We start from the raw sequence: 22,019 nt of genomic DNA, 5'->3' as shown, positions 1-22,019 counted from the left end.
AAGGTGAATACACGTTCGCTGATTTATTTGCCTCAGATACCAATGGTTACACAGTAACGCAGACGCAACCTGCGCTTTATAAAGACGGTGTAGAGCGTAACAGCTCGGGTGCTATAGCAGGCTCTGATTTAACAGATACGGTTATTGTTAATTTGACTGCAAGCAACCAGCTAGTTGACTTCACAGAGCAAAATCCAGATACAGCGACTATTTCAGGGCGTGTGTATTTTGATGAAAACCAAGATGGCACGATTGCAGGTAACGACACGTTATTAGCGAATGTCGATATTGCCTTAACGGGTAAAAATATCTTCGGTTCAAGAATCTCGTTAACGACGCAAACGAATGCGCAGGGTGAATACACGTTCGCTAATTTATTTGCTTCAAACGCCAGTGGTTATACCATCACGCAGACGCAGCCTGCGCTTTATAAAGACGGTGTCGAGCGTAATAGCTCAGGTGTGATTGCAGGCTCTGATTTAACAGATACGGTTATTGTTAATTTGACTGCAAGCAACCAGCTTGTTGACTTTACAGAGCAAAATCCCGATACAGCGACTATTTCAGGGCGTGTGTATTTTGATGAAAACCAAGATGGCACCATTGCAGATAACGACACGTTATTAACGAATGTCGATATTACCTTAACGGGTAAGGATATCTTCGGTTCAGACATTAACCTGACAACGCAAACAAACGCGCAAGGTGAATACACGTTCGCTGATTTATTTGCTTATTTGCTTGGTGACAATAGCGTTTTGGACCCACCTGATCCCATGCCGAACTCAGTAGTGAAACGAAACAGCGCCGATGATAGTGTAGCATTTGTTATGTGAAAGTAGGTCATCGCCAGGCTCCAAATTAAAAGTCGCATTGCGCAAATATAAAAATAAGAAAATAGAAAAGAATTTTCTTGGTGACAATAGCGTTTTGGACCCACCTGATCCCATGCCGAACTCAGTAGTGAAACGAAACAGCGCCGATGATAGTGTAGCATTTGTTATGTGAAAGTAGGTCATCGCCAGGATTTAAATTAGAAAAAGCCGCTTCAGAGATGAAGCGGCTTTCTTTCGTTTGGAAGAAAGTGATGTAACCGGCCAATTAAAAAATAAACAGACTCATACCAATCGGCTTAAACATTTAACCATTCTAGCGGACTAAATAAAGCGCTAACTGCGTTAGTAATTTTTCATGTACGACTGCATGTATGCAGGAGGTAGAGCAATGCAGGAGCAATTGCCGAGAACAACACCATGTCAAAATATCTGCCTTGTTATCACTGTATTTATCTTTCGCTATAAATGGTCATTAACTTAACACGATTGGTATCAGTCGTAGCATGAGGGATTGCGGCCGAACACGAGAGAATTGAAAGGAAGGTTATTATACCAATCTGCATAAATATTTGAACAATTTAACGAATTAAATCAAGACTATAATGTCGTTAAAGATTTTTTATTTAGAACAACTAGGGCGTGTTGACCTTTCGTGATTGATTTTGCAGCAGTATGTTTGGTATTTAGGCAAGGCAGAGCCTATGTCGTGTGGTTGTTCCCCATAAATAGGCGATAACGCAGTATAAATGCCAAACATGCGCTGCCCAAAGGGTTCTTCCTAGGGGCGATTGACTCTTTGTTGCTCGGTTTTTACTTAGCCCGCTAGGTTACAAACCTCGCGCCGCGATTAAATCGCCCCTAGATTGACCAAATTTCAATCCACAAAGGTCAACACGCCCTAGATATAAAAATTTTTGCCTAGTTATAGCGCAATTTTCTTGTCATTAAATAGACCCCATATCTACGCAGATTGGTATTACATCAGAGATATACCCTATAACAGGATGAAGGGTGATGTAGCTTTTTAATTTTGAAGAACTTTTTCTTTGTGAAATTTACAATTAGAGTAACAAAGTTACCTCGTTTGAAGTTAACATGATAGAATTTTATCTCTCTTTACAATTCCAGTGAGGGTCAAATTGCCTACCTCTGATTATCAACAAGTATTAAATGACATCACCGCAGATGTACAGCCATTACTCTCACAGGGTAAAGTTGCTGATTATATTCCTGCGTTAGCTGAAGTGGATGCTAATCAATTTTCAATTGCGATTTACACAACTGACGGTCAGACATTCTGTGCTGGTGATTGCTCCAAACGTTTTACAATTCAATCAGTCTCCAAAGTGATGACTTTAACGCTAGCGTTACAACGCTATGGTGACGAGTTATGGGAGAGAGTAGGTAAAGAGCCATCAGGAACTGCATTTAACTCGCTAACGCAGCTTGAGTTTGAAAAAGGTATACCACGTAACCCTTTTATTAATGCAGGTGCGATCGTGACCTGTGATGCGCTATATAGTCGATTATCGGCACCGATGCATTCCATGTTAGAAGCGTTTAGAGCTTTATCAGGAAATAAAACGATTCGTATCGATAAAAAAGTTGCTAGCTCTGAGTATGAGTTTCGTCACCGTAATGCCGCGATGGGGCATTTGATGAAGTCCTTTGGTAACTTTAATAATGAAGTTGATGATGTATTGTGGGCATACTTTAACTTTTGTGCGATAGAGTTAAACTGCATTGAACTAGCTAAAGCGTATAATTTTTTAGCAAATAAGGGGGTTGATAATACTTCAAACCGCCAAGTCCTTTCTAGCCTTCAGAGTAAGCAACTAAATTCATTGTTGTTTACGAGTGGCTTATATGATGCAGCTGGAGACTTTGGTTATAGGGTTGGAATGCCTGGAAAGTCAGGTGTGTCAGGAACAATTTTAGCCGTTTTACCTAATAAATTTACAGTGGCTGTGTGGTCCCCTGGGTTAAATTCATTTGGTAATTCTGTTGCGGGAATAGCAGCATTGGAGCTGCTATCTAATAAGCTTGATATCTCTATATTTTAAATAAATACCAAGGGGGCTATTGTTCCCAATAAACTTGTTCAAGGCAATCTTCTCGCTCCGGTAAGCCACGAGATAGACGAGGGGAGTGCTGAACCAATACTTCAAAGCTAGCTCGGTTAGCATACTTACTTATTTGTGATAATGATGAGTAAGTCATTGCTGGTTGTTGGTGCTTAGCTGAATTACCTACATTGAGTTTATGATAAACATTTGCAGATAAGTCATGTAATACGGCTGCTAATGCGCAATCACCTGCACCATTGGTATTTTTAATCGAGTCTGGGCCACCCATAAATGGTGCTGTGTGGCTATATGCACGGGTAGGCTGTTGACAGTCAACTTTGCGCATAGCACGAGAAAATTCATAGCGATTGAAATCTGGTATTGCGCCAGGTAATAATGGGTACTCAGTTTCTCGTTTAAACTGCTCATCGATATAGCCCGCCATAAATAAGCCTTTCTCACCTGCGGTACAGATCACTAAATCGACCCAATCAAGTGCTTTATCTGCGGCGAGCAGAGGGTCTTCAAAGCCTGTTATTGCAAGCCCTTCTTCCTCATTCATTGCCAAAATATCAACGTGCTTATCGACAAAGTTCGCCCACCAAGTAGGGTCTTGTTCGATTAAGAATTTAGTCCCTAATGTAAGTACTACCGGTACGTCGGCATCATTGGCATATTTGACCGCTTGCATTGTAGCTTCGGTCATAGTTTCATTGCCTTGTGTACGCATAAGGTAAGCACTTATCACTAACGCAGATGAGTTTTCGATGAGGTTTTGATCGATTGATTCAGGACGTAAATGATTCATTAAACCTGCGCTGATCGCAAAGGTACGTTCACCAGTATCGTCAATGAGTGTGAAACAACGACCGATTGGACCATCTACAGGTTGCAGATAATCTAGATCTACGCGACTTGAGGTGTTGCATAAAAAACGATAGGCGTAGCTACCAATTTTAATATTTTCGCTCATCACGCCCAACAGTACAGAGCGATCATCTGCTAGTACTGAGTAGTTGTGCATGGTATTGCCAATGGTACCACCGGCAAACTCATAATCGATCATGTCGTTGAGTTTTAAACGATCATATAATGCATTGGTTATGTCATTATCAATAACCTGCGACATACCTCGGCGCAGTTGAAATTCGTCTAGGAAAGCTTGATCGACTTTAGCTTCTATATCAACTACGATTTGATCTATACCTGTGATGTAGCTGCGGTGCAACCTATCACTGGCATTGAGTTGATTAGTAAGTGGATCTTTTGCTTCCACTGGAAAATAATGTTTATGCCTGCGGCGTCCAGGAAATTTCATTTGCTACCCGTGTGTTGTGAGCTAAATAAAAAAAGCGAGGGATTATATCGCAAGTTGCACTGTATGAGCCATGCTAAAGCGGTTTTAATTTGTTTTATTTTTATCACTAATCAGTATGGTTATGATTTTATATCTCTAAATGAGTATAATTAAACAATAATTAGCAAAAGATTAAGTCAATGAGTGAGCTATTGAACGACCAATACTGGATGGCACAGGCCTTAGAGTTCGCAAAAAAAGCTGAGCAGCTAAATGAAATTCCCGTCGGTGCGGTGCTGGTCAAAGACAACCAGTTTATTGCTGCTGGTTATAATCGATCTATTACAGATAATGATCCTTCAGCACATGCTGAAATGATTGCGATACGTGAAGGCGGTAAGGTGCTTAATAATTATCGCCTTATTGACTGTACGTTATACGTAACCTTAGAGCCTTGCTCTATGTGTGCAGGATTATTGGTACACAGTCGGATTAAGCGTTTGGTATTTGGTGCAGCGGATGAAAAAACAGGATCTGCCGGCTCTATAATGAACTTATTGCAAGATTGTAGATTAAACCATCAAGTTGAAGTTGAAGCTGGGGTATTAAGTGATTTATGCGGTCAAACCATTTCAGATTTTTTTAAACGTCGCCGAGGAGAAATAAAAGCTGCAAAGCAGGCATTGCGAGACCTGAAGGTTTAACCTACAGGGGCTGCAACGTTTAATTCCGCCATTTGTTGCATGGCAAACATTCTACGACGCCAAATTACTTTTTTCTGCAGGTTACGTAGCATTATTCTGCGACGGGTAGATGATGAATAAATAACATTCCGTTTAAACGAATGTGTGCGACGACGTTTCAGCATGGTTTCCCCTGAAAATGTGAGAGTGAGAAAGATATAATTTAATTATATACTTGATACTACACATTAGTGATCATTTGGTGACAAGTAAATAGATATTTTAGTTTGTACTGTTTTATCTTATTTAAAGTTGTGTGAGTCGCACTATGCTCTACTTTATTGCTTACTTTTAGTCATTACAGGTGCTTTTATTTGATCTTTTTTAGGTTCCGCCTTGTCATTATTTAGAACTGTAGGAGCTAGCAGTATTGGTGCTTCATTAATCGCATTATTTTCATCCAACCAAACTAACGCATCATAATAGCGACGAATATTGTCTACATACTTAACTGCAACATCACCGCGAGAATAGCCATACTTGGTTTTTCGGTAATAACGCTTTTTAATGAGTAGCGGCAATCGTTTTTTCACATCAGCCCATTTATCAGGGCTGGCGCCTTGTTGCTCCGTTATTATGCGGGCATCATTTACATGACCCCAACCAATATTGTATGAGGCTAAAGCCAACCAAGTACGATCAGGTTGTGGAACTCTATCTGGAATTCTTTTTACAAGTTTAGCTAAGTACTCAGAGCCTCCTTTTATATTTTGCTCTGGCGCTAGGCGGTTAGTTACACCCACTTGTTTTGCTGTATTACGCGTTAGCATCATAATACCGCGCACACCTGTCGGCGACCTCGCTCGTGGATTCCACATGGACTCTTGATAGCTTAAAGCCGCTAATAAGCGCCAATCTAGGCTGCCAGCATATTGCTCAAACCAAGGTTGATATTTAGGGAGTGTTTCTTTAATTGCCTCTATATAGGCAAGCGTATTCACATAATTGAACTGACGTACATGACCAAAGTATTTCTCTTCTAAAACATATAGTTGATTGTTTTGTTTGGCATCACCAAAAAATGGCACCATTAACGCATATAAGGAATCATCACCATCTTTACGCAATAACCACGCAATAGGATCGTTGCGAGTAACAGAAAAACCAATACTTAGATTGGGGTGGTAACGTCGAAATAGTGAAAGCGTATGAGAATCTGCAAGTGTGTAATCTATTTCGCCATCTATCACTGCTTGTAATAGCTCTTCTTCATCAAGATCTTCAGTTTCTTGCCAACTAATATCTGGGTGCGTGTTTTTTATCTGCTGCAATGCTAATGAATGGCTACTTTTTGAAAGGACCGTTAGGTTACCTGTTAGATCATCAAAGTCACGTGGGCGAACTCGACCTTGTTTATAAACAAGCTTTTGACTTATTGTGCGGTAGGTTGGACCAAATCGATAGTCTTGGGCTCTGACTTTATTATAGGTTAAACCAGAGGCTATTAAATCTAAATCACCACTATCAAGGCGTGAGAACATATCTGATAAATTAAAAAACGGCACCATTTCCAGTTCAACACCAAGGTGATTAGCAAACTCTTGCGCAAGTTCGTATTCAAAGCCTTGCTCACCTTGGACTGCTTGGTAATAGTTACTTGCGCCCGCGAGGGTGCCTACTCTGATTTTATTTTGAGTTTTTATCTGGCTGAGTTGAGATTGTTGCTGCTGCATATCGCATGCACACAAAAACATTACTAACGTAATGATTGTAATTAGCTTTTGTTTGAACATAGCGAGCCCCTTAAATCCAATAATACACTTATATCAAAACTAAGTGATGACGTCACTTGGCGATTGGTTTTATTGCGTTTATTCCCTGTAGTATAAAATTTAGAAGATAATTTGATGAAAAGTGTAATTTTGAGTTAAATATGAACCCTATTTGAACTATAATGGCCGTCTAAAATATCGTTCAATCCCTAACCCCGGATGAAAATACCTATGTTGATCCTTCGTGGTGCACCAGCACTTTCCGATTTTAGAGTTCAGAAAATTTTAGCCCGTTGCCAACAGGCGCAACTTCCAGTCACTAATGTATACGCTGAGTATGCACACTTTGCAGATCTAACTGCAGAGCTTTCAAGTGACGAGCAAATTAAGCTTGAGAAGTTACTTACCTATGGTCCAACGATTGCCGAACATACACCAGCAGGAACATTGGTGTTAGTAACACCTCGTCCTGGCACAATCTCGCCATGGGCTTCAAAAGCGACGGATATTGCACATAATTGTGGGTTAACTCAAGTACACCGTGTTGAGCGTGGCATTGCTTATTATGTTGAAGGCGATTTAAACGCCGAACAATTAAACCAAACTGCCGCTTTATTACACGATCGTATGACTGAGGCAACGCATAGCGCATTTGATGACGCTGCTAAGTTGTTCCGTACCGACGCACCGAGCCAAATGTCATCGGTTGACATTTTAGGTGGTGGACGTGAAGCACTTGCTAAAGCAAACGTTGAGCAAGGTTTTGCGCTTGCTGATGATGAAATTGATTATTTGGTAGAAAACTTCCAAAAGTTAGGGCGTAACCCGAACGACATCGAATTATTTATGTTTGCACAAGCAAACTCAGAGCATTGTCGTCATAAAATATTTAATGCAGATTGGACTATTGATGGTGTAGTACAGCCAAAATCACTGTTTAAGATGATTAAGAACACTTATGAGCTTAACCCTGAAAACGTGTTATCTGCTTATAAAGATAACGCAGCAGTAATGAAAGGTTCTAAAGCAGGTCGTTTCTTCCCAAATGTTGAAGGCGAATACGCGTATCATCAAGAGAATATTGAAATCCTGATGAAAGTTGAAACGCACAATCACCCAACAGCAATAGCCCCATTCTCTGGTGCAGCAACGGGGTCTGGTGGTGAAATTCGTGATGAAGGCGCAACGGGTCGCGGCTCTAAGCCTAAAGCGGGTTTAGTTGGCTTTACTGTATCTAACTTACGTATCCCTGGTTACGAGCAACCGTGGGAAACTGATTTTGGTAAACCTGCGCGTATCGTTACTGCGCTAGACATTATGACAGAGGGGCCATTAGGTGGCGCTGCGTTTAATAATGAATTTGGTCGTCCAAACTTAGTTGGTTACTTCCGTACCTATGAAGAAGAAGTGACAAGTCATAATGGTCTAGAGGTACGTGGTTACCATAAGCCTATTATGCTGGCTGGTGGTTTAGGTAATATTCGTACTGATCATGTGCAAAAAGGTGAAATCCCTGTTGGCGCTAAGCTGATTGCACTCGGTGGCCCTGCGATGAACATTGGTTTAGGTGGCGGTGCTGCTTCATCAATGGCGTCAGGCCAATCAAACGAAGATTTAGATTTTGCTTCAGTACAACGTGAAAATCCAGAAATGGAACGCCGTTGCCAAGAAGTAATCGATAAGTGTTGGCAGTTAGGTGATGATAACCCAATCGCGTTTATCCATGATGTGGGCGCAGGCGGTTTATCGAATGCATTCCCTGAACTTGTAAATGACGGTGGCCGTGGTGGTAAATTCCAGTTACGTGATATTCCGAATGATGAGCCGGGCATGGCACCACATGAAATTTGGTGTAACGAATCTCAAGAGCGCTATGTACTTGCTGTAGGCGTTGAAAACTTTGACCGTTTTGAAGCTATTTGTAAGCGCGAACGTGCACAGTATGCCGTGATTGGTGAAGCCACTGAAGAGCGTCATTTAACTGTTGCTGACAGTCATTTTGATAATAACCCAGTTGATTTACCATTAGATGTATTACTAGGTAAAGCACCTAAAATGCACCGTGAAGCACAATCAAAGCAAGTTGTAGGTCAAGCACTAGACACAACGAGTATTGATGTAAGTGAAGCGGCAACACGTTTATTACGTTTGCCAGCGATTGCTGAAAAAACGTTCTTAATTACCATTGGCGACCGTTCAGTAACAGGTCTAGTAGCACGCGACCAAATGGTTGGTCCGTGGCAAGTACCAGTGGCTAACTGTGCAGTGACAGCTGCTACATATGATACTTACCATGGTGAAGCTATGTCACTTGGTGAGCGCACGCCAGCGGCATTACTTAACTACGGTGCATCAGCACGTTTAGCGGTGGCTGAGTCATTAACTAATATTGCGTGTGCTAATATCGGTAGCCTTGAAAACATTAAGCTTTCAGCAAACTGGATGGCTGCAGCAGGTCACCCAGGTGAAGATGCTGGTTTGTATGAAGCAGTAAAAGCTGTGGGCGAAGAACTTTGTCCTGCGCTTGGCTTAACTATTCCAGTGGGTAAAGACTCTATGTCGATGAAAACCCAATGGGATGAAAGTGGTGAGCAAAAATCAGTAACCGCACCATTATCATTGATAATCACTGCATTTGGCCGTGTTGATGATGTGCGTAAAACGGTTACTCCGCAACTACGTACAGATAAAGGCGAAACGTCACTTATCTTAGTTGACTTAGGCGCGGGTAAAAATCGTATGGGCGCATCAAGCCTTGCGCAAGTTTATAAGCAATTGGGTGATGTAACACCTGATGTTGATAGCCCTGAGTTATTAAAAGGCTTCTACAATGCAATGCAAGCGCTAGTCGCCGATAGCAAGCTACTTGCTTATCATGACCGTTCAGACGGTGGTTTATTTACCACTGTAGCTGAAATGGCATTTGCGGGTCACACCGGCGTTACTGTAAACCTTGACGGTTTAACAGGTTCAGATATCGAAGCGCTTTACAACGAAGAGCTTGGTGCTGTTATTCAAGTAGCTAATAGTGATTTAGCTGCTGTGAATGCGGTATTTGCAGAGCATGGTATTACTGCAATCAGTCATGAGATTGGTACGCTAAACAAAGATGATACCGTGGTATTTAATCGCGGTGGCAACGCTGTATTAAGTAATACACGTACAGAATTACGTACTACTTGGGCTGAAACAACGTACCAAATGCAAGCACGCCGTGATAACCCTGATTGCGCTAAGCAAGAATTTGATGCAAAATTTGACGCAACAGACCCGGGCCTTAACGTTAAACTTAACTTTGACTTAAACGAAGATGTTGCAGCACCTTATATTGCTACAGGCGCTAAGCCTAAAATGGCCATTTTGCGCGAGCAAGGTGTTAACTCGCATTTAGAAATGGCAGCAGCGTTTAACCGTGCTGGTTTTGCAGCCGTTGATGTACACATGAGCGACATTCTTGAAGGGCGTTTAAGTCTTGAAGAGTTTAAAGGTTTAGTGGCATGTGGTGGTTTCTCTTACGGTGATGTACTCGGCGCTGGTGAAGGTTGGGCTAAATCAATCTTGTTTAATGATATGGCACGCGATCAGTTCCAAAGCTTCTTTGAGCGTCAAGACTCATTTAGCTTAGGTGTATGTAATGGTTGTCAGATGCTATCAACACTTAAAGAATTGATCCCTGGTACTGAGCATTGGCCACGTTTTGTGACTAATAAATCAGAGCGTTTTGAAGCACGTTTTAGCTTAGTCGAAGTGCAAGAAAATCCGTCTGTATTCTTTAATGGCATGGCTGGTTCTCGTATGCCAATCGCTGTTTCACACGGTGAAGGTCATGCTGAATTTGCAAACGATGCAGCTGTTAAAGCGGCGCTTGAGTCTGGTACTGTGGCAGTGAAGTTTGTTGATAACCACGGTAAACCAACAACGCAATACCCTAACAACCCGAATGGCTCGCCAGAAGGTATTACAGGTATCACATCAGCGGATGGTCGTGCAACAGTAATGATGCCGCATCCTGAGCGTGTTTTCCGTGCTGTTGCTAACTCTTGGCACCCAGATGAGTGGAAAGAAGATAGCCCGTGGATGCGTATGTTCCGTAACGCACGTAAAAATGTAGGTTAATTTACATTTATACAAGCTAGGTTCATACTTTAGCGATAAAATAAAAGGCTGCATTGTGCAGCCTTTTTTGTTTAACTTGTACAAAGGTCAACGTGACTATTTTAAGGATAATATGCTAAAGCGTGTTGGTTGGGGGTTATTAGTTTTATTGATGAGTGTGATCACACTTGGCTATGTTTTTCGTATGCCGATCACTTTACATTTTATAGCGCCAACATTGAGTAGCTCTGGCGTCGAGCTGCATTGCTTAGACTGGTCATTAACGACTAAATTAGATTTACACGTGCAACGGGCATGTGTGATTTATCAAGGGCAACAGTTAGAGTTAGCAAATATTACAGTAAATACCCAATACATTACGATTGACCGTGCGAATTTAATACTCTCAAATTCTGATACTTCAACAGAGTCGTCAACAGCTAAAAAGCTTGTATTGGCGTTACCGCAAAGTCGCCCGTTATTACATATAAACCGATTAGAGATCACGCAAGCTCAGTTACAAAAACCGTTAACTCTCAGTATTAATGAGTCAGTGATCAATGAGTTTTTTGTAGCTGGTGACGTAAAAGCGGATGTTAAAATAACAAAGACTAAAGTATCGGGGCATATTGAGCTTAATGATACGCTACTAACTAAAATGAAAGCGACAACAGCAAATTCACTCGCAGGCCTTAATTTCACGAGTCAGCATAGTTTTACTTTTGATGGTATTGAGTTGAAGTTAAAGTCTAAGCTAGATGCTGGTTTCTCCTCTGTCATTGATAGTTGTCCGATGACCGTTAAAAGTAACGGCGATGTAAGTAGTTACTATCACTTAAATACTAAATTAATAAATGTAAATGCTCAGCAATTAACAAGCACATTCAATGTTAAAAACGAGTGCTTACAAGGTTTAAGCGGTGTTATTGCTAATCCTGCGCAGCAGCAATTTATCGCTGACCAAATACCGTTAAGTTGGCAATTAACTTTACCCAACAAAATCACTCTGCAAGGCACTCAATTGACAGCGAATGAACTAACTTTGCAGGGAGAGTCACACGTACAGATGCGTATTCAGCAGTTAGCTGTGGACATCAATAGCGCCTTGGAGACTCTATCAGCACAAGTGGATTTACTATTTACCAGCGATGATATTACCCAATTGAAAATAGCCGCGAATACTAGCAACAATCATGTTGATGGTAATTTCCAATTGAAAATGGCTACGCTACCTGATTTTATCGCTGTTGATTTACAAAAAGTGAATACGCAAGGGCATTTTTTAATAAGTAACGCATTGGGCGAACAACCTAAAGTTGAGTTATCAGCAGAGCTGGCGCTAGCGCAACTAAAAGTGGACGATATCCGCCTTGATAATTACCACGCTACATTTAAAGCTAAGTTGCAAAGTGATCAGTATTTAACAGCGAGTTTATCAAGTAAGTTAGATACCGTTAAAGTAGGGAGTATTAAACTGACTCAACTTACTAATCAGTTAACCGCAGCGGGAAGTTTATCTGTTGGGGAGCTGTTTTTTGATTTAACCAGTGAAACTAAGTTGGCCATGTTGCAAAGTGACGAGTTCAAATTTAAAAACATTCGCATTAGTTCACAAGGTTTGCAAAGTAGAGCTTTACAAGCGTCACATCACATATTTATAGACGGCATCGAGTTAGTTGCCAGCCATAATATGAGCAGTACTGCTCACCCCTTTGAAGTTATAATATCGGATCAATTAGTGACTAAGCTTAATCCACTGCTTCATCAGTTTGAACCGTTAGCAACCTTAACTGATGGGACTATCAGCGGGCGTATTACTGGCGATATAAATCTGCAGCAGGCAGATATCTCCTTACAGGTTACGGGTGTTAGTGGTTTGTACACAGACTACCTTGCTAAGCAGCTAAATACTCAATTTACGGGGCGGTATGATTCAGGGCAGCTTAATGTTGAACCTACTACATTTGAGCTTAATGAATTACGTGCAGGCGCAGTTGTTGAGCAACTTAATGGGTATTGGCAAGTTCAGGAAAACGTGCCTGCGCTTTTAAATGTCTCTGGCAATGTTATGGGTGGGCATTTTTTACTTGATGAGTATCGTTTAACAAATCAACCCCAACAAGCGTTGGTTAAGTTTGATAATATCGACGCAAGTAAGCTGATCACACTTGATGAAAAATCGGGGATCAGTTTAACCGGTAGAGTCGCAGGTCAACTACCTGTTTACTTTACTGACGCAGGCATTGAAGTGCGAGGCGGTGAACTTGTCAATAAAGGAACAGCAAAGTTGCTGATCACAGATAACGCAGCATTCAATGCGGTTAAAGACCAGCAGCAAGAACTTGGCCCAGTACTGGGCTTGCTGGAAGATTTGGACATTAAAAAAATTAATAGCAGTGTTAATTTAAAGCCTGATGGTTGGATGACTTTGGGAGTAAACTTACAAGGTTATAATCAACAGCAAGCGCAACAAGTTAACTTTAACTACAATCATGAAGAGAACGTTTTTACTTTACTCAGAGCCTTGCGTTTAAGTGACGAAATTACGCAAAAAGTTGAACAAGAGTATTCAACAAAAGGAAGCAAGAATGACTAGATGGTTAGTAATTATATCGGCGTTGGGGCTACTAAGCGCGTGCACACACCGCGTTGAAGTGGCAGCTAAAGAACCAATAACAATTAACTTAAATGTGAAAGTTGATCATGAAATTCGCGTTAAAGTTGATAAAGAACTCGACAGTTTATTTAGTGATGACAGTGAATTATTCTAAGGAGCAATGATGAGTATATTTAAAAATAAAAAGCTAAATTTTATCACACTTTTGAGTGCCGCTTGTTTGTCGTTCTCTGCATGGGCTATTAGTTTAGATGATGCAAAAAGCCAAGGCTTAGTCGGTGAAGATAGCTCTGGTTATTTAGGATTAGTAGTTCAAAACGCTGAAGCTAAAACAGTCGTTGATGAAATTAATGCAAAGCGTAAAGCGCAGTATTTAAAACTCGCTAAAAAGAACAATCTATCACTTGCGCAAGTAGAGGCGTTGGCAGCTGCAAAAACGATTGAAAAAACCCGAGCAGGGCACTTCGTTGAAGTTAATGGTGAATGGGTTAAAAAATAAACTCAGTGATTACTTAAGGGCATTAAAAACCGAGCTCACATGCTCGGTTTTTTACAGTTCTCTAATAAGGCTTGCCAAAAATCGATACCTTTACGACGTGCTAGGTTAATGTTGTGCTCTGGAATTGACTCAGGCTCGTTGTACTCATCTAACGCGGCACTCATACTCGCCTCGCGAATTAAATGTAAGGTTGGGAAGGGCGCGCGGTTAGTATAATTGGCTGCGTCGCTATCATCACTGTCTGCAAATACATAGTCAGGGTGAAAGTTCGCTATTTGGTATTTACCTTCAAACCCTTGAGCGACTAACAGCGCATTAGCTAAATCAACGAGATCTAAAAATTCTTCAAAATCAGTAAAACCTTGTTCAAACATGAGCAATGTAGTTTCACGCTCAGGCAGCTGATCGAGTTCAATACATTGCTCAAGCATTTCCATAACAGCATCATCAATGCTGGTGGCACCGCTTGTTTGATAATGTATGCAGTTACTCTCAACTTCTTTACGGGCAAATGGGCAAAAATTGTATTTAACAATGACGCTTGAAACCCACTCGCGGGTTTGTTGCTCTGGTAAACTTAGGTTTATTAATTCAGTCATTACGTGGCTCTAAATGTTCATTAATGATAGCGGTAGTCCTAGCGATAGCACCTTGGTTATTTGCAACACACTGTGCAGCGCGTTCGCCTAGCTGTATACAAAGTAAAGGTTGCTGACAAAGTGTAATAAGTTGCTGGCTTAATTCCTCGGTACTCGTGATTTTTTTAGCGCCACCCAGTGCAATTAGCTCAGGGTAAACATGATTAAAGTTATAAGTATGAGGGCCAGTTAAAGCGCCAACTGAGAAAGCGGCAGATTCGAGCGGGTTATGCCCGCCGCGCTCAATTAAACTACCGCCAATATAACTTATATCAGCCATACCGTATAAACACTGTAGTTCACCTAGAGTATCAGCAAGAAGTACGTGTTCGCCCTGGTAGTCATTGTTACTACGGCGGCTGAAGCTCAATGCTGAGTCTTCAAGTAATGTAGCTACTTTATCAAACTGTTCTGGGTGGCGTGGTGCAATAACCAGCAATGCATCTGGGGAGTGCTTTAAAAGCTGTTTATGAGCATTCAAAATTAACGCATGCTCTATAGGATGCGTTGAGCCTGCCACCCAAATGAAGCGCTGGTTGTTGTATTGCTTTTTTAAGTGTTTTACCTTATCTAATTGCTCGATTGTTGGGCTAATATCAAACTTAATAGAACCAGTGATATGAATATATTCTGCATTTAAGCCCAGTTTAATAAAACGGTTTGCATCATCTTGGTTGTGGCTTGCTAAAGCGGTTATTGAGTCCATGATAGCTTTACTTAATGGAGCAACCTTTTGATAACCTTGCAGTGATTTTTCTGAAAGGCGAGCATTGAGTACAAGTACGGGAATACCTTGTTGCTTACACTGAGCCATTAAATTAGGCCAAAGCTCGGTTTCTAAAATACACAGCATGGCGGGCTTCGTACGTTTTAAAAAACGGGCTGTTGCGCATGGAAAATCCATCGGTAAGTAAGATAGGTGCACCGATGAATTAAAATTATTCTTTATTTGCTCTCTGCCAGTCGGTGTATTACACGTAATAAGTAAAGGCGTGTTTGGTAATTGCTGTTGTAATTTTTTAATGAGAGGCGATGCGGCAAGTACTTCACCTACTGACGCACAGTGGATCATAACAGGAGGGTTAGTGGAGAGATTAGCGTTTATAAAACCAAAGCGCTCCATAAAATGATCACGATAGGCGGGATTTTTTCTACCGCGCAGTATATAGACGTAAAAAACAATAAGTGGGCTTAGTAGGTAAAGAACAAGCGAATAAAAAAAACGTGCCATTTTTAAGCCTCAAATAATAAAGTGTAATGATAACGTGGATAACCGAGAAGCAAAATATGAAATTGTTAAAAAGCGTTATATCAAAGAGTTTTGGGTGTTTAGTTAGCGCTAATTTGGTAATATTTCGTTATCTTTGCAAAAATAATAATAGTGTTGGTATTTAAATTCGCTATAAAAAGCCGAAGCTCGCTTTGAATGCATCATTATAGGGCTCCTAATACGACAAACCATTTTAGTAATAGCCGCAAATAAAATATATAAAACTGCTTCGCACACAGTGATAGTGGTTTAGTGAAGACTATGCTTGTTTATCAGTAGCGCCTTTTTGATAGTAGCTAGTCAGACTAATTTTGAGAGGATTATAAATGTCTAATGTTGATTCAGTAGCAAGCAGCTACCTTGAAAGTCTAGCACGTCACCAAGCATTGTTTGAAACAATGCAAATGTACCATCCACAAGTCATGCAATTGCTTGAAGTGTGTCATAGCGCACTCGAAGCTGGTGGCAAAGTGGTATGGTTTGGTAATGGTGGCAGCGCAGCAGATGCGCAGCATTTAGCCGCAGAATTTGTTGTGCGTTATAAATTAGAGCGTGGGCCATTGGCATCAATGGCACTAACAACCGATACGTCAATTTTAACGGCGCATAGTAACGACTATCATTTTGACACTGTATTTGAGCGCCAAGTTCTTGCACTGTGCAAGCCTGAAGATTTAGTTATAGGTTTAACAACCTCAGGTACTAGTGCCAACATTAATTTAGCGTTAGCGGCTGCAAATGAGATTGGTGCTTACACCGTTGCGTTAACTGGGCGTGATGGCGGTAAAGTAAAAGATATTGCTAAGCTACCGATCATAATCAAAGATGATGAAACCGCCCGTATTCAAGAGGCGCACATGTTTATTGGCCATTGGCTTTGTGAAGCGATTGATATGGTTGTAGCGGGGAAAAGTTAATGGATTTAGCGCTATTTAAACATTTATCAAATGCGAGAATACTGGTTGTTGGCGATGTAATGCTCGATCGCTACTGGCATGGTGATTCAGGACGTATCTCACCTGAGGCTCCAGTTCCCATTGTTAAAGTTAGTAAATTTGAAGACAAAGCGGGTGGCGCTGCCAATGTGGCAAAGAACATTGCTCGTTTAGATGGCAAGGTAGGTCTGCTTGGGTTGATTGGTGAAGACGAAAGCGGTCAAATCCTTGAAAATATACTGGCAGATGAGCGTATTGACTCACAACTTGTGAGTGTATGCGATTTGCCGACTATTTCAAAAATGCGTGTTATTAGCCGTCACCAACAAGTAGTGCGCTTAGACTTAGAAGAAATGTTTACAGGGCAGCATAGCCAGTTGTTGTTGAATCGCCTAGAGTTGGTACTAGATCAGTATGATTTTGTATTGTTCTCTGATTACAACAAAGGCTCACTTTCGTTGATCCAGCAAATGATCACAATGGCAAAAAAAGCAGGTAAAACGGTATTAATTGATCCTAAGTCATCGGATTTAAATCTTTATCGTGGTGCTGATTACATTACTCCTAACTTAAATGAATTTAAGCTAGCTGGTGGTAAAACTGACTCTGAGAAAAACCTTACTGACAGTGCGCGTCAGTTAATCAAAGATGCGGGCGTTGCAGCAATGCTACTGACTCGTTCAGAGCAAGGTATGTCGCTTATTAGTGCTAATGAAAAACATGATTTTGCAGCACAGCAGCTTGAAGTGAGTGATGTAACTGGCGCGGGTGATACTGTAATTGCAACCCTCGCTGTTATGCTTGGTGCGGGCATGAAGCCTAAAGATGCGGTAGAAATAGCGAACCTTGCCGCGGGGATTGCGGTGAGCAAATTAGGCGCTGCAACCGTGTCGCCTGAAGAGCTGAGCCGTAAACTAGGTCAGTATTTACAAAAAACGGGTGAGCATTATCAAACCCCATTTGATGATGTGCTTCAGCATATTGAATTTGCTAAGCAAAATGGCGAAACAATTGTATTTACGAATGGCTGTTTTGATATTTTACACGCAGGTCATGTACGTTATTTAGCACAGGCAAAAGCACGAGGTGATCGTCTAGTTGTTGGTTTAAATAATGACGAATCAATTACTCGCTTAAAAGGCCCTGAGCGCCCAATCAATCCGCTTGATGAGCGCGCAATGGTGTTAAGTGCACTGGCTTCAGTTGATTGGGTTATACCATTTGGTAGCTTAGATGAAAACGACACCCCAGCTAAATTAATCGAACAGATCAGTCCTGATATTTTAGTAAAGGGCGGCGATTACACGGTTGATCAAATTGCAGGTGCGGAGCACGTACTGCGCCATGGCGGAAAAGTAGAGGTGCTTGAATTTTTAAATGGCTGTTCTACATCTAAAGTGATCAGTAAAATTAAAGCTTAACTATTTTAATTAGTTACCTTGGGCAATTAGCTTAAGTTAATCCCTTAAGGCTGACTGGTACGCATATTCAAGATGCTGCCAGTCGTTTTGCTGCCAATGCATCACTTGGTTACGACCTTGCTCTTTATTGAACGAACGAGCAAGGCGGGCCATATTAGCTTGCTGCCATTTTTTTGCCGGTGTTTTTAGTTCGCCGCGATCAAAGTCGATAATATAGACCTCACCTGTTTCATCAAACAGGATGTTATTGATATTCAAATCTGCGTGATACACGCCATGGTTATGAAAGTTAGCAATCGTATCTGCTACTTTTGTTAACTCTTGCTCGGTGAAAGGGCGTTGCTTTAAAACATCAAGTACACTTTGTGCGCCAGCTATAGCTTGGGTAATAATATCACCACGGTAAATTAAACCACATTTTGAAACTTTAGCTGCAATTGGTTTTGGTACATTTAGGCCTAACTCAGTGAGTTTTATCATCAAATTAAACTCTTGATAAACGCGTGTTTTTTCAAGGCCTAAATACAAGTATTGATCGCTCAATACTTTACCTACTAAACCTCCTCGCCAATAGTGCCTGAGTACCGCTGTTAATTTGTCATGACAAAAAAACCATGCTGTTGCGCGGCCTTTTTTTGTACCGACAATTTTTTTTTGCTGCTGCCAATATTCATTATCAAACCAGTTTAAGCTAACTTGGGCGCTGTGCTCTGGATGACTTAAAAGAATGTGTTCATTAATGGTTTGTTGGTTAAACATAGCGTATTTACTTTATAACAACCGATAAGGGTATATTAACCTGTTTTAAAGCGGAGCATAAGTGCTTGCAATAGCGAGTGGTTAATTTAAGATCAAGCCATAGTTTATTGTTAAGTGAAGAGCGCCAGTGAGCCAAATTCCTAGTTATTCAGACATCTGTATTTTAAGACTTTCAGCAATTGGTGATGTGTGCCATGGCGTTTCAGCGGTACAAGCAATTCAAAAAGCACACCCTAATGCCAAAATAACTTGGGTGGTAGGAAAAATTGAGGCGATGCTCTTAGCTGGTTTACCTGGCGTAGAGCTGGTGGTGTTTGATAAAAAGCAAGGTAAAGTAGCTTATCAGCAGTTAAAGCAACAATTTAAAGGTCGCATGTTTGATGTTTTGCTGCATATGCAAGTTGCATTGCGCGCGAACTTAGTGGCACGTTGTATTCCTGCAAAAACAAAAGTGGGTTTTGATTGGGCGCGGTCAAAAGAGTTACATAGTTTATTTATTAATAAGCGTATAGCACCTGCGAAGCAAGCACATGTATTAGAAGGCTTTAAAGGCTTTACTCACGCCATCGGTGTACCTGATTATAAGCCTACTTGGAAGATGCCCGTAAGCTGTGAAGATCAGGCTATTGCGGATCAATTACTTGGCGCTGAGCGTTTAGCTGGGCGTATTTTTGTAATATCACCAGCTGCCAGTAAAAAAGAGCGTAATTGGTTAGTAGAGCGTTACGCAAAAATGGCTGAACATGCACATAGTAAAGGGTTTAATGTCGTTATTACGGGCGGACCTACTCCTTTAGAAATTGAGCTTAGCGCGCAAATTATTGCTAATACGCAAACACCTATTTTAAATTTAGTGGGTAAAACGAAGCTCAAAGAGCTTTTATGTGTATTAAAACGTGCTGAATTGGTGCTTGCTCCAGATACGGGGCCTGCACATATGGCGGTTACAGTGGGTACTCCAGTGATAGGCTTATATGCACATTCAAACCCAAAACGCACTGGGCCGTATTTATACCAAGACTATGTGGTTGAGGTGTATCATCAAAATTTACTTAAACAAACAGGCAAAACAGCGGAACAATTACCTTGGGGCACGCGTATTAAAGGCAGTGAGTTAATGAGCCAAATACAAGTTGATGATGTGATTGTCATGTTTGAAAGGGTTGTTCTTGAAATAAATAATGATATAGAGCCACCATTATGAATCCCAATAAAGCATTGTTTTTAGACCGTGATGGCGTGGTTAACATTGACCATGGCTATGTTTATGAGCCTGAAAAGTTTGAATTTGTACCCGGCGTTTTTCAAGCCTGTAAAGCATTTGTAGATGCTGGATATAAATTAATTATAGTGACTAATCAGTCAGGTATTGGCCGTGGATATTATAATGAGGCGGACTTCAACGCTTTAACACACTGGATGATTGCACAATTTAATCAGCACAATGTGCGAGTAACCGATGTGTACTTTTGCCCACACCACCCTAAAAACGCACAGCCAAATTATCTTAAAGAGTGCGACTGTCGTAAGCCGGCTCCAGGCATGTTATTACAGGGTATTAAAGAGCATAATATCGACCCTGCGCAAAGTATTATGGTGGGGGATAAGATCAGTGATATGCAAGCGGCAAGTGCCGCGAGTATTGCAACGCGAGTACTTGTACGATCTGGGCAACGTTTTGAGATGAGTGTTATTGAGTCTGCGCACCATGTTTGCGATTCATTAGCTGATTTGCCTCATATATTGTTACCTCAATAATGATCATTAATGGCAGCCTATTTTTTCTGCGACGAACTACAAACAGTGCATTTGTTTAGCTAAACTTTTACAATAGCCACAAAGATGAGCTGCGCGTTATATTATTCGCGCTAACCCCGTTCAATAAATTGGAGACTACAGATGAGAGCATCTGCATTTTTTAGCCAACTTCAACAGCAAATTGAAGATGTTAAAGCCGAAGGCCTATATAAAAACGAACGTATAATTACCTCTCAACAGCAAGCGCAAATTGAAGTTGCTTCTGGAGATAAAGTAATTAACTTTTGTGCAAATAACTACTTAGGCTTAGCCAATAGCCCTGAATTAATTCAAGCTGCGCAAAATGGCTTAAATGATCATGGGTTTGGTGTGGCATCTGTTCGCTTTATTTGTGGTACACAAGATATTCATAAAACGTTAGAGAAAAAAATCAGTGAGTTTTTAGAAACTGAAGATACCATTTTATATTCTTCATGTTTTGATGCTAACACGGGATTATTTGAAACGATTTTGGGTCCTGATGACGCGATTATCTCTGATTCATTAAACCACGCCTCAATTATCGATGGCGTACGTTTGTGTAAAGCTAAGCGTTTTCGTTACGCTAATAACGACATGGTTGACCTTGAAAAACAACTTATTGCAGCAGACGAAGCCGGCGTTAAAAATAAATTAATTGCAACTGATGGCGTGTTTTCAATGGACGGTGTTATTTGTAATTTAGAAGCCGTTTGTGACCTTGCTGATAAATACAATGCATTAGTAATGGTTGATGATTCTCACGCAGTAGGCTTTGTTGGCGAAAACGGCAAAGGAACACCTGAATATTGCAATGTGTTAGATCGTGTTGATATTATTACAGGCACATTAGGTAAAGCGCTTGGTGGCGCATCGGGTGGTTATACATCGGGTAAAAAAGAGATTGTCGAATGGCTACGTCAGCGTTCACGTCCATATTTATTCTCTAATTCACTAGCCCCTTCAATTGTAACGGCCTCAATTAAAGTGCTTGAAATGTTAGCGGATGGCAGTGAGCTTCGTGCTAAATTATGGTCAAATGCTAAGTACTTCCGTGAACAAATGGAAGCCGCAGGTTTTACGTGTGCAGGTAAAGATCACGCGATTATTCCAGTGATGTTAGGTGATGCAAAAGTCGCATCAGCTATGGCTGATAAGTTATTGGCTGAAGGTATTTATGTTACAGGTTTTTCATTCCCTGTTGTGCCAAAAGGCCAAGCACGTATCCGTACGCAAATCTCTGCGGCGCACAGCATTGAACAACTAGACACCGCAATTGCAGCCTTTACCCGCATTGGTAAAGAAATGGGTGTTATCTAATTTATTATTTTAAGCCGCGCTTTTGTCGCGGTTTT

18 protein-coding genes and 2 rRNA genes are annotated in these 22,019 nt (G+C 41.0%); 13 read left to right on the top strand and 7 right to left on the bottom strand.

Going from position 1 to position 22,019, the window contains the following annotated elements:
- Nucleotides 1-427 precede the first annotated feature (427 nt).
- The gene (locus ACJJVX_RS18380; protein WP_405632826.1) at nt 428-676 is read right to left on the bottom strand and encodes a hypothetical protein; all 249 of its coding nucleotides are present in this window, start codon (nt 674-676) and stop codon (nt 428-430) included.
- Between the two features lie 64 nt (nt 677-740).
- Between ACJJVX_RS18380 and rrf (ACJJVX_RS18375) the strand changes: the two genes are divergently transcribed.
- The 3 genes from rrf (ACJJVX_RS18375) to glsB all read left to right on the top strand — a co-directional run bounded on the left by rrf (ACJJVX_RS18375) (nt 741) and on the right by glsB (nt 2,899).
- A 5S ribosomal RNA gene (rrf, locus tag ACJJVX_RS18375) occupies nt 741-855 on the top strand.
- A gap of 57 nt (nt 856-912) precedes the next feature.
- A 5S ribosomal RNA gene (gene rrf / locus ACJJVX_RS18370) occupies nt 913-1,027 on the top strand.
- Nucleotides 1,028-1,975: 948 nt separating this feature from the next.
- The gene (gene glsB, locus ACJJVX_RS18365; protein WP_054204374.1) at nt 1,976-2,899 is read left to right on the top strand and encodes a glutaminase B; all 924 of its coding nucleotides are present in this window, start codon (nt 1,976-1,978) and stop codon (nt 2,897-2,899) included.
- Between the two features lie 16 nt (nt 2,900-2,915).
- Here glsB and ACJJVX_RS18360 read toward each other — a convergent pair whose 3' ends face one another.
- Complete coding sequence (locus ACJJVX_RS18360; protein ID WP_054204373.1) at nt 2,916-4,220, bottom strand: inosine/guanosine kinase; 1,305 nt, start codon at nt 4,218-4,220, stop codon at nt 2,916-2,918.
- Between the two features lie 179 nt (nt 4,221-4,399).
- On the opposite strand from ACJJVX_RS18360, the gene tadA reads away from it, so the two are divergent.
- Complete coding sequence (tadA, locus tag ACJJVX_RS18355; protein WP_405632823.1) at nt 4,400-4,903, top strand: tRNA adenosine(34) deaminase TadA; 504 nt, start codon at nt 4,400-4,402, stop codon at nt 4,901-4,903.
- Here the strand turns inward: tadA and ACJJVX_RS18350 are convergent.
- Both ACJJVX_RS18350 and mltF read right to left on the bottom strand, forming a co-directional pair.
- Nucleotides 4,900-5,067, bottom strand: a complete 168-nt coding sequence (locus ACJJVX_RS18350; RefSeq protein WP_405632820.1) for a hypothetical protein — start codon at nt 5,065-5,067, stop codon at nt 4,900-4,902. The genes tadA and ACJJVX_RS18350 overlap by 4 nt on opposite strands.
- Before the next feature lie 153 nt (nt 5,068-5,220).
- Entirely contained in the window at nt 5,221-6,675 is a 1,455-nt protein-coding gene (gene mltF, locus ACJJVX_RS18345; protein WP_405632817.1) for a membrane-bound lytic murein transglycosylase MltF, read from the bottom strand.
- Between the two features lie 210 nt (nt 6,676-6,885).
- Here mltF and purL point away from each other — a divergent pair, with 210 nt between their 5' ends.
- From purL to ACJJVX_RS18325, 4 genes are all read left to right on the top strand, one after another.
- Nucleotides 6,886-10,770 carry a phosphoribosylformylglycinamidine synthase gene (purL, locus tag ACJJVX_RS18340; RefSeq protein ID WP_405632814.1) on the top strand — a complete coding sequence of 1,295 codons (3,885 nt, stop codon included), beginning with the start codon at nt 6,886-6,888 and terminating at the stop codon, nt 10,768-10,770.
- A gap of 112 nt (nt 10,771-10,882) precedes the next feature.
- Nucleotides 10,883-13,345, top strand: a complete 2,463-nt coding sequence (locus ACJJVX_RS18335) for a YdbH domain-containing protein (RefSeq protein WP_405632811.1) — start codon at nt 10,883-10,885, stop codon at nt 13,343-13,345.
- Complete coding sequence (locus tag ACJJVX_RS18330) at nt 13,338-13,520, top strand: YnbE family lipoprotein (protein WP_054204369.1); 183 nt, start codon at nt 13,338-13,340, stop codon at nt 13,518-13,520. Before ACJJVX_RS18335 ends, ACJJVX_RS18330 begins: the two co-directional genes overlap by 8 nt.
- A 9-nt stretch (nt 13,521-13,529) precedes the next feature.
- Entirely contained in the window at nt 13,530-13,865 is a 336-nt protein-coding gene (locus ACJJVX_RS18325) for a YdbL family protein (RefSeq protein WP_054204368.1), read from the top strand.
- 35 nt (nt 13,866-13,900) lie between these two features.
- Here ACJJVX_RS18325 and ACJJVX_RS18320 read toward each other — a convergent pair whose 3' ends face one another.
- Together ACJJVX_RS18320 and waaA are read right to left on the bottom strand one after the other, a co-directional pair.
- Nucleotides 13,901-14,464 (bottom strand): DUF1415 domain-containing protein, encoded by a 564-nt coding sequence (locus ACJJVX_RS18320; RefSeq protein WP_405632807.1) that lies wholly within the window; start codon nt 14,462-14,464, stop codon nt 13,901-13,903.
- Nucleotides 14,457-15,734, bottom strand: a complete 1,278-nt coding sequence (gene waaA / locus ACJJVX_RS18315; protein WP_405632804.1) for a lipid IV(A) 3-deoxy-D-manno-octulosonic acid transferase — start codon at nt 15,732-15,734, stop codon at nt 14,457-14,459. The genes ACJJVX_RS18320 and waaA overlap by 8 nt, the downstream gene beginning before the upstream one ends.
- Nucleotides 15,735-16,099: 365 nt before the next feature.
- Here waaA and ACJJVX_RS18310 point away from each other — a divergent pair, with 365 nt between their 5' ends.
- Together ACJJVX_RS18310 and hldE are read left to right on the top strand one after the other, a co-directional pair.
- Entirely contained in the window at nt 16,100-16,690 is a 591-nt protein-coding gene (locus ACJJVX_RS18310; RefSeq protein WP_054455089.1) for an SIS domain-containing protein, read from the top strand.
- Nucleotides 16,690-18,129, top strand: a complete 1,440-nt coding sequence (gene hldE / locus ACJJVX_RS18305) for a bifunctional D-glycero-beta-D-manno-heptose-7-phosphate kinase/D-glycero-beta-D-manno-heptose 1-phosphate adenylyltransferase HldE (RefSeq protein WP_405632801.1) — start codon at nt 16,690-16,692, stop codon at nt 18,127-18,129. Before ACJJVX_RS18310 ends, hldE begins: the two co-directional genes overlap by 1 nt.
- 36 nt (nt 18,130-18,165) lie before the next feature.
- On the opposite strand, the gene ACJJVX_RS18300 is transcribed toward hldE, so the two are convergent.
- Nucleotides 18,166-18,888, bottom strand: a complete 723-nt coding sequence (locus ACJJVX_RS18300) for a 3-deoxy-D-manno-octulosonic acid kinase (protein WP_405632798.1) — start codon at nt 18,886-18,888, stop codon at nt 18,166-18,168.
- A gap of 127 nt (nt 18,889-19,015) precedes the next feature.
- On the opposite strand from ACJJVX_RS18300, the gene ACJJVX_RS18295 reads away from it, so the two are divergent.
- From ACJJVX_RS18295 to ACJJVX_RS18285, 3 genes are all read left to right on the top strand, one after another.
- Nucleotides 19,016-20,092, top strand: a complete 1,077-nt coding sequence (locus tag ACJJVX_RS18295; protein ID WP_405632795.1) for a glycosyltransferase family 9 protein — start codon at nt 19,016-19,018, stop codon at nt 20,090-20,092.
- Entirely contained in the window at nt 20,089-20,646 is a 558-nt protein-coding gene (gmhB, locus tag ACJJVX_RS18290) for a D-glycero-beta-D-manno-heptose 1,7-bisphosphate 7-phosphatase (RefSeq protein WP_054204361.1), read from the top strand. The genes ACJJVX_RS18295 and gmhB overlap by 4 nt, the downstream gene beginning before the upstream one ends.
- Nucleotides 20,647-20,787: 141 nt before the next feature.
- The gene (locus ACJJVX_RS18285; RefSeq protein WP_054204360.1) at nt 20,788-21,984 is read left to right on the top strand and encodes a glycine C-acetyltransferase; all 1,197 of its coding nucleotides are present in this window, start codon (nt 20,788-20,790) and stop codon (nt 21,982-21,984) included.
- The last annotated feature ends 35 nt before the right edge of the window (nt 21,985-22,019 follow it).

Origin of the sequence: Pseudoalteromonas sp. Ld20 (assembly GCF_045064175.1) — a bacterium.
Lineage (GTDB): Bacteria > Pseudomonadota > Gammaproteobacteria > Enterobacterales > Alteromonadaceae > Pseudoalteromonas > Pseudoalteromonas neustonica.
This window is presented reverse-complemented; position numbering and strand designations above follow the sequence as displayed.

Coding starts and splice junctions, on each gene's coding strand:
- ACJJVX_RS18380 (WP_405632826.1), bottom strand. CDS start 676: ATGTCTGAACCGAAGATATCCTTACCCGTTAAGGTAATATCGACATTC.
- ACJJVX_RS18360 (WP_054204373.1), bottom strand. CDS start 4,220: ATGAAATTTCCTGGACGCCGCAGGCATAAACATTATTTTCCAGTGGAA.
- tadA (WP_405632823.1), top strand. CDS start 4,400: ATGAGTGAGCTATTGAACGACCAATACTGGATGGCACAGGCCTTAGAG.
- ACJJVX_RS18350 (WP_405632820.1), bottom strand. CDS start 5,067: ATGCTGAAACGTCGTCGCACACATTCGTTTAAACGGAATGTTATTTAT.
- mltF (WP_405632817.1), bottom strand. CDS start 6,675: ATGTTCAAACAAAAGCTAATTACAATCATTACGTTAGTAATGTTTTTG.
- purL (WP_405632814.1), top strand. CDS start 6,886: ATGTTGATCCTTCGTGGTGCACCAGCACTTTCCGATTTTAGAGTTCAG.
- ACJJVX_RS18335 (WP_405632811.1), top strand. CDS start 10,883: ATGCTAAAGCGTGTTGGTTGGGGGTTATTAGTTTTATTGATGAGTGTG.
- ACJJVX_RS18330 (WP_054204369.1), top strand. CDS start 13,338: ATGACTAGATGGTTAGTAATTATATCGGCGTTGGGGCTACTAAGCGCG.
- ACJJVX_RS18325 (WP_054204368.1), top strand. CDS start 13,530: ATGAGTATATTTAAAAATAAAAAGCTAAATTTTATCACACTTTTGAGT.
- ACJJVX_RS18320 (WP_405632807.1), bottom strand. CDS start 14,464: ATGACTGAATTAATAAACCTAAGTTTACCAGAGCAACAAACCCGCGAG.
- waaA (WP_405632804.1), bottom strand. CDS start 15,734: ATGGCACGTTTTTTTTATTCGCTTGTTCTTTACCTACTAAGCCCACTT.
- ACJJVX_RS18310 (WP_054455089.1), top strand. CDS start 16,100: ATGTCTAATGTTGATTCAGTAGCAAGCAGCTACCTTGAAAGTCTAGCA.
- hldE (WP_405632801.1), top strand. CDS start 16,690: ATGGATTTAGCGCTATTTAAACATTTATCAAATGCGAGAATACTGGTT.
- ACJJVX_RS18300 (WP_405632798.1), bottom strand. CDS start 18,888: ATGTTTAACCAACAAACCATTAATGAACACATTCTTTTAAGTCATCCA.
- gmhB (WP_054204361.1), top strand. CDS start 20,089: ATGAATCCCAATAAAGCATTGTTTTTAGACCGTGATGGCGTGGTTAAC.
- ACJJVX_RS18285 (WP_054204360.1), top strand. CDS start 20,788: ATGAGAGCATCTGCATTTTTTAGCCAACTTCAACAGCAAATTGAAGAT.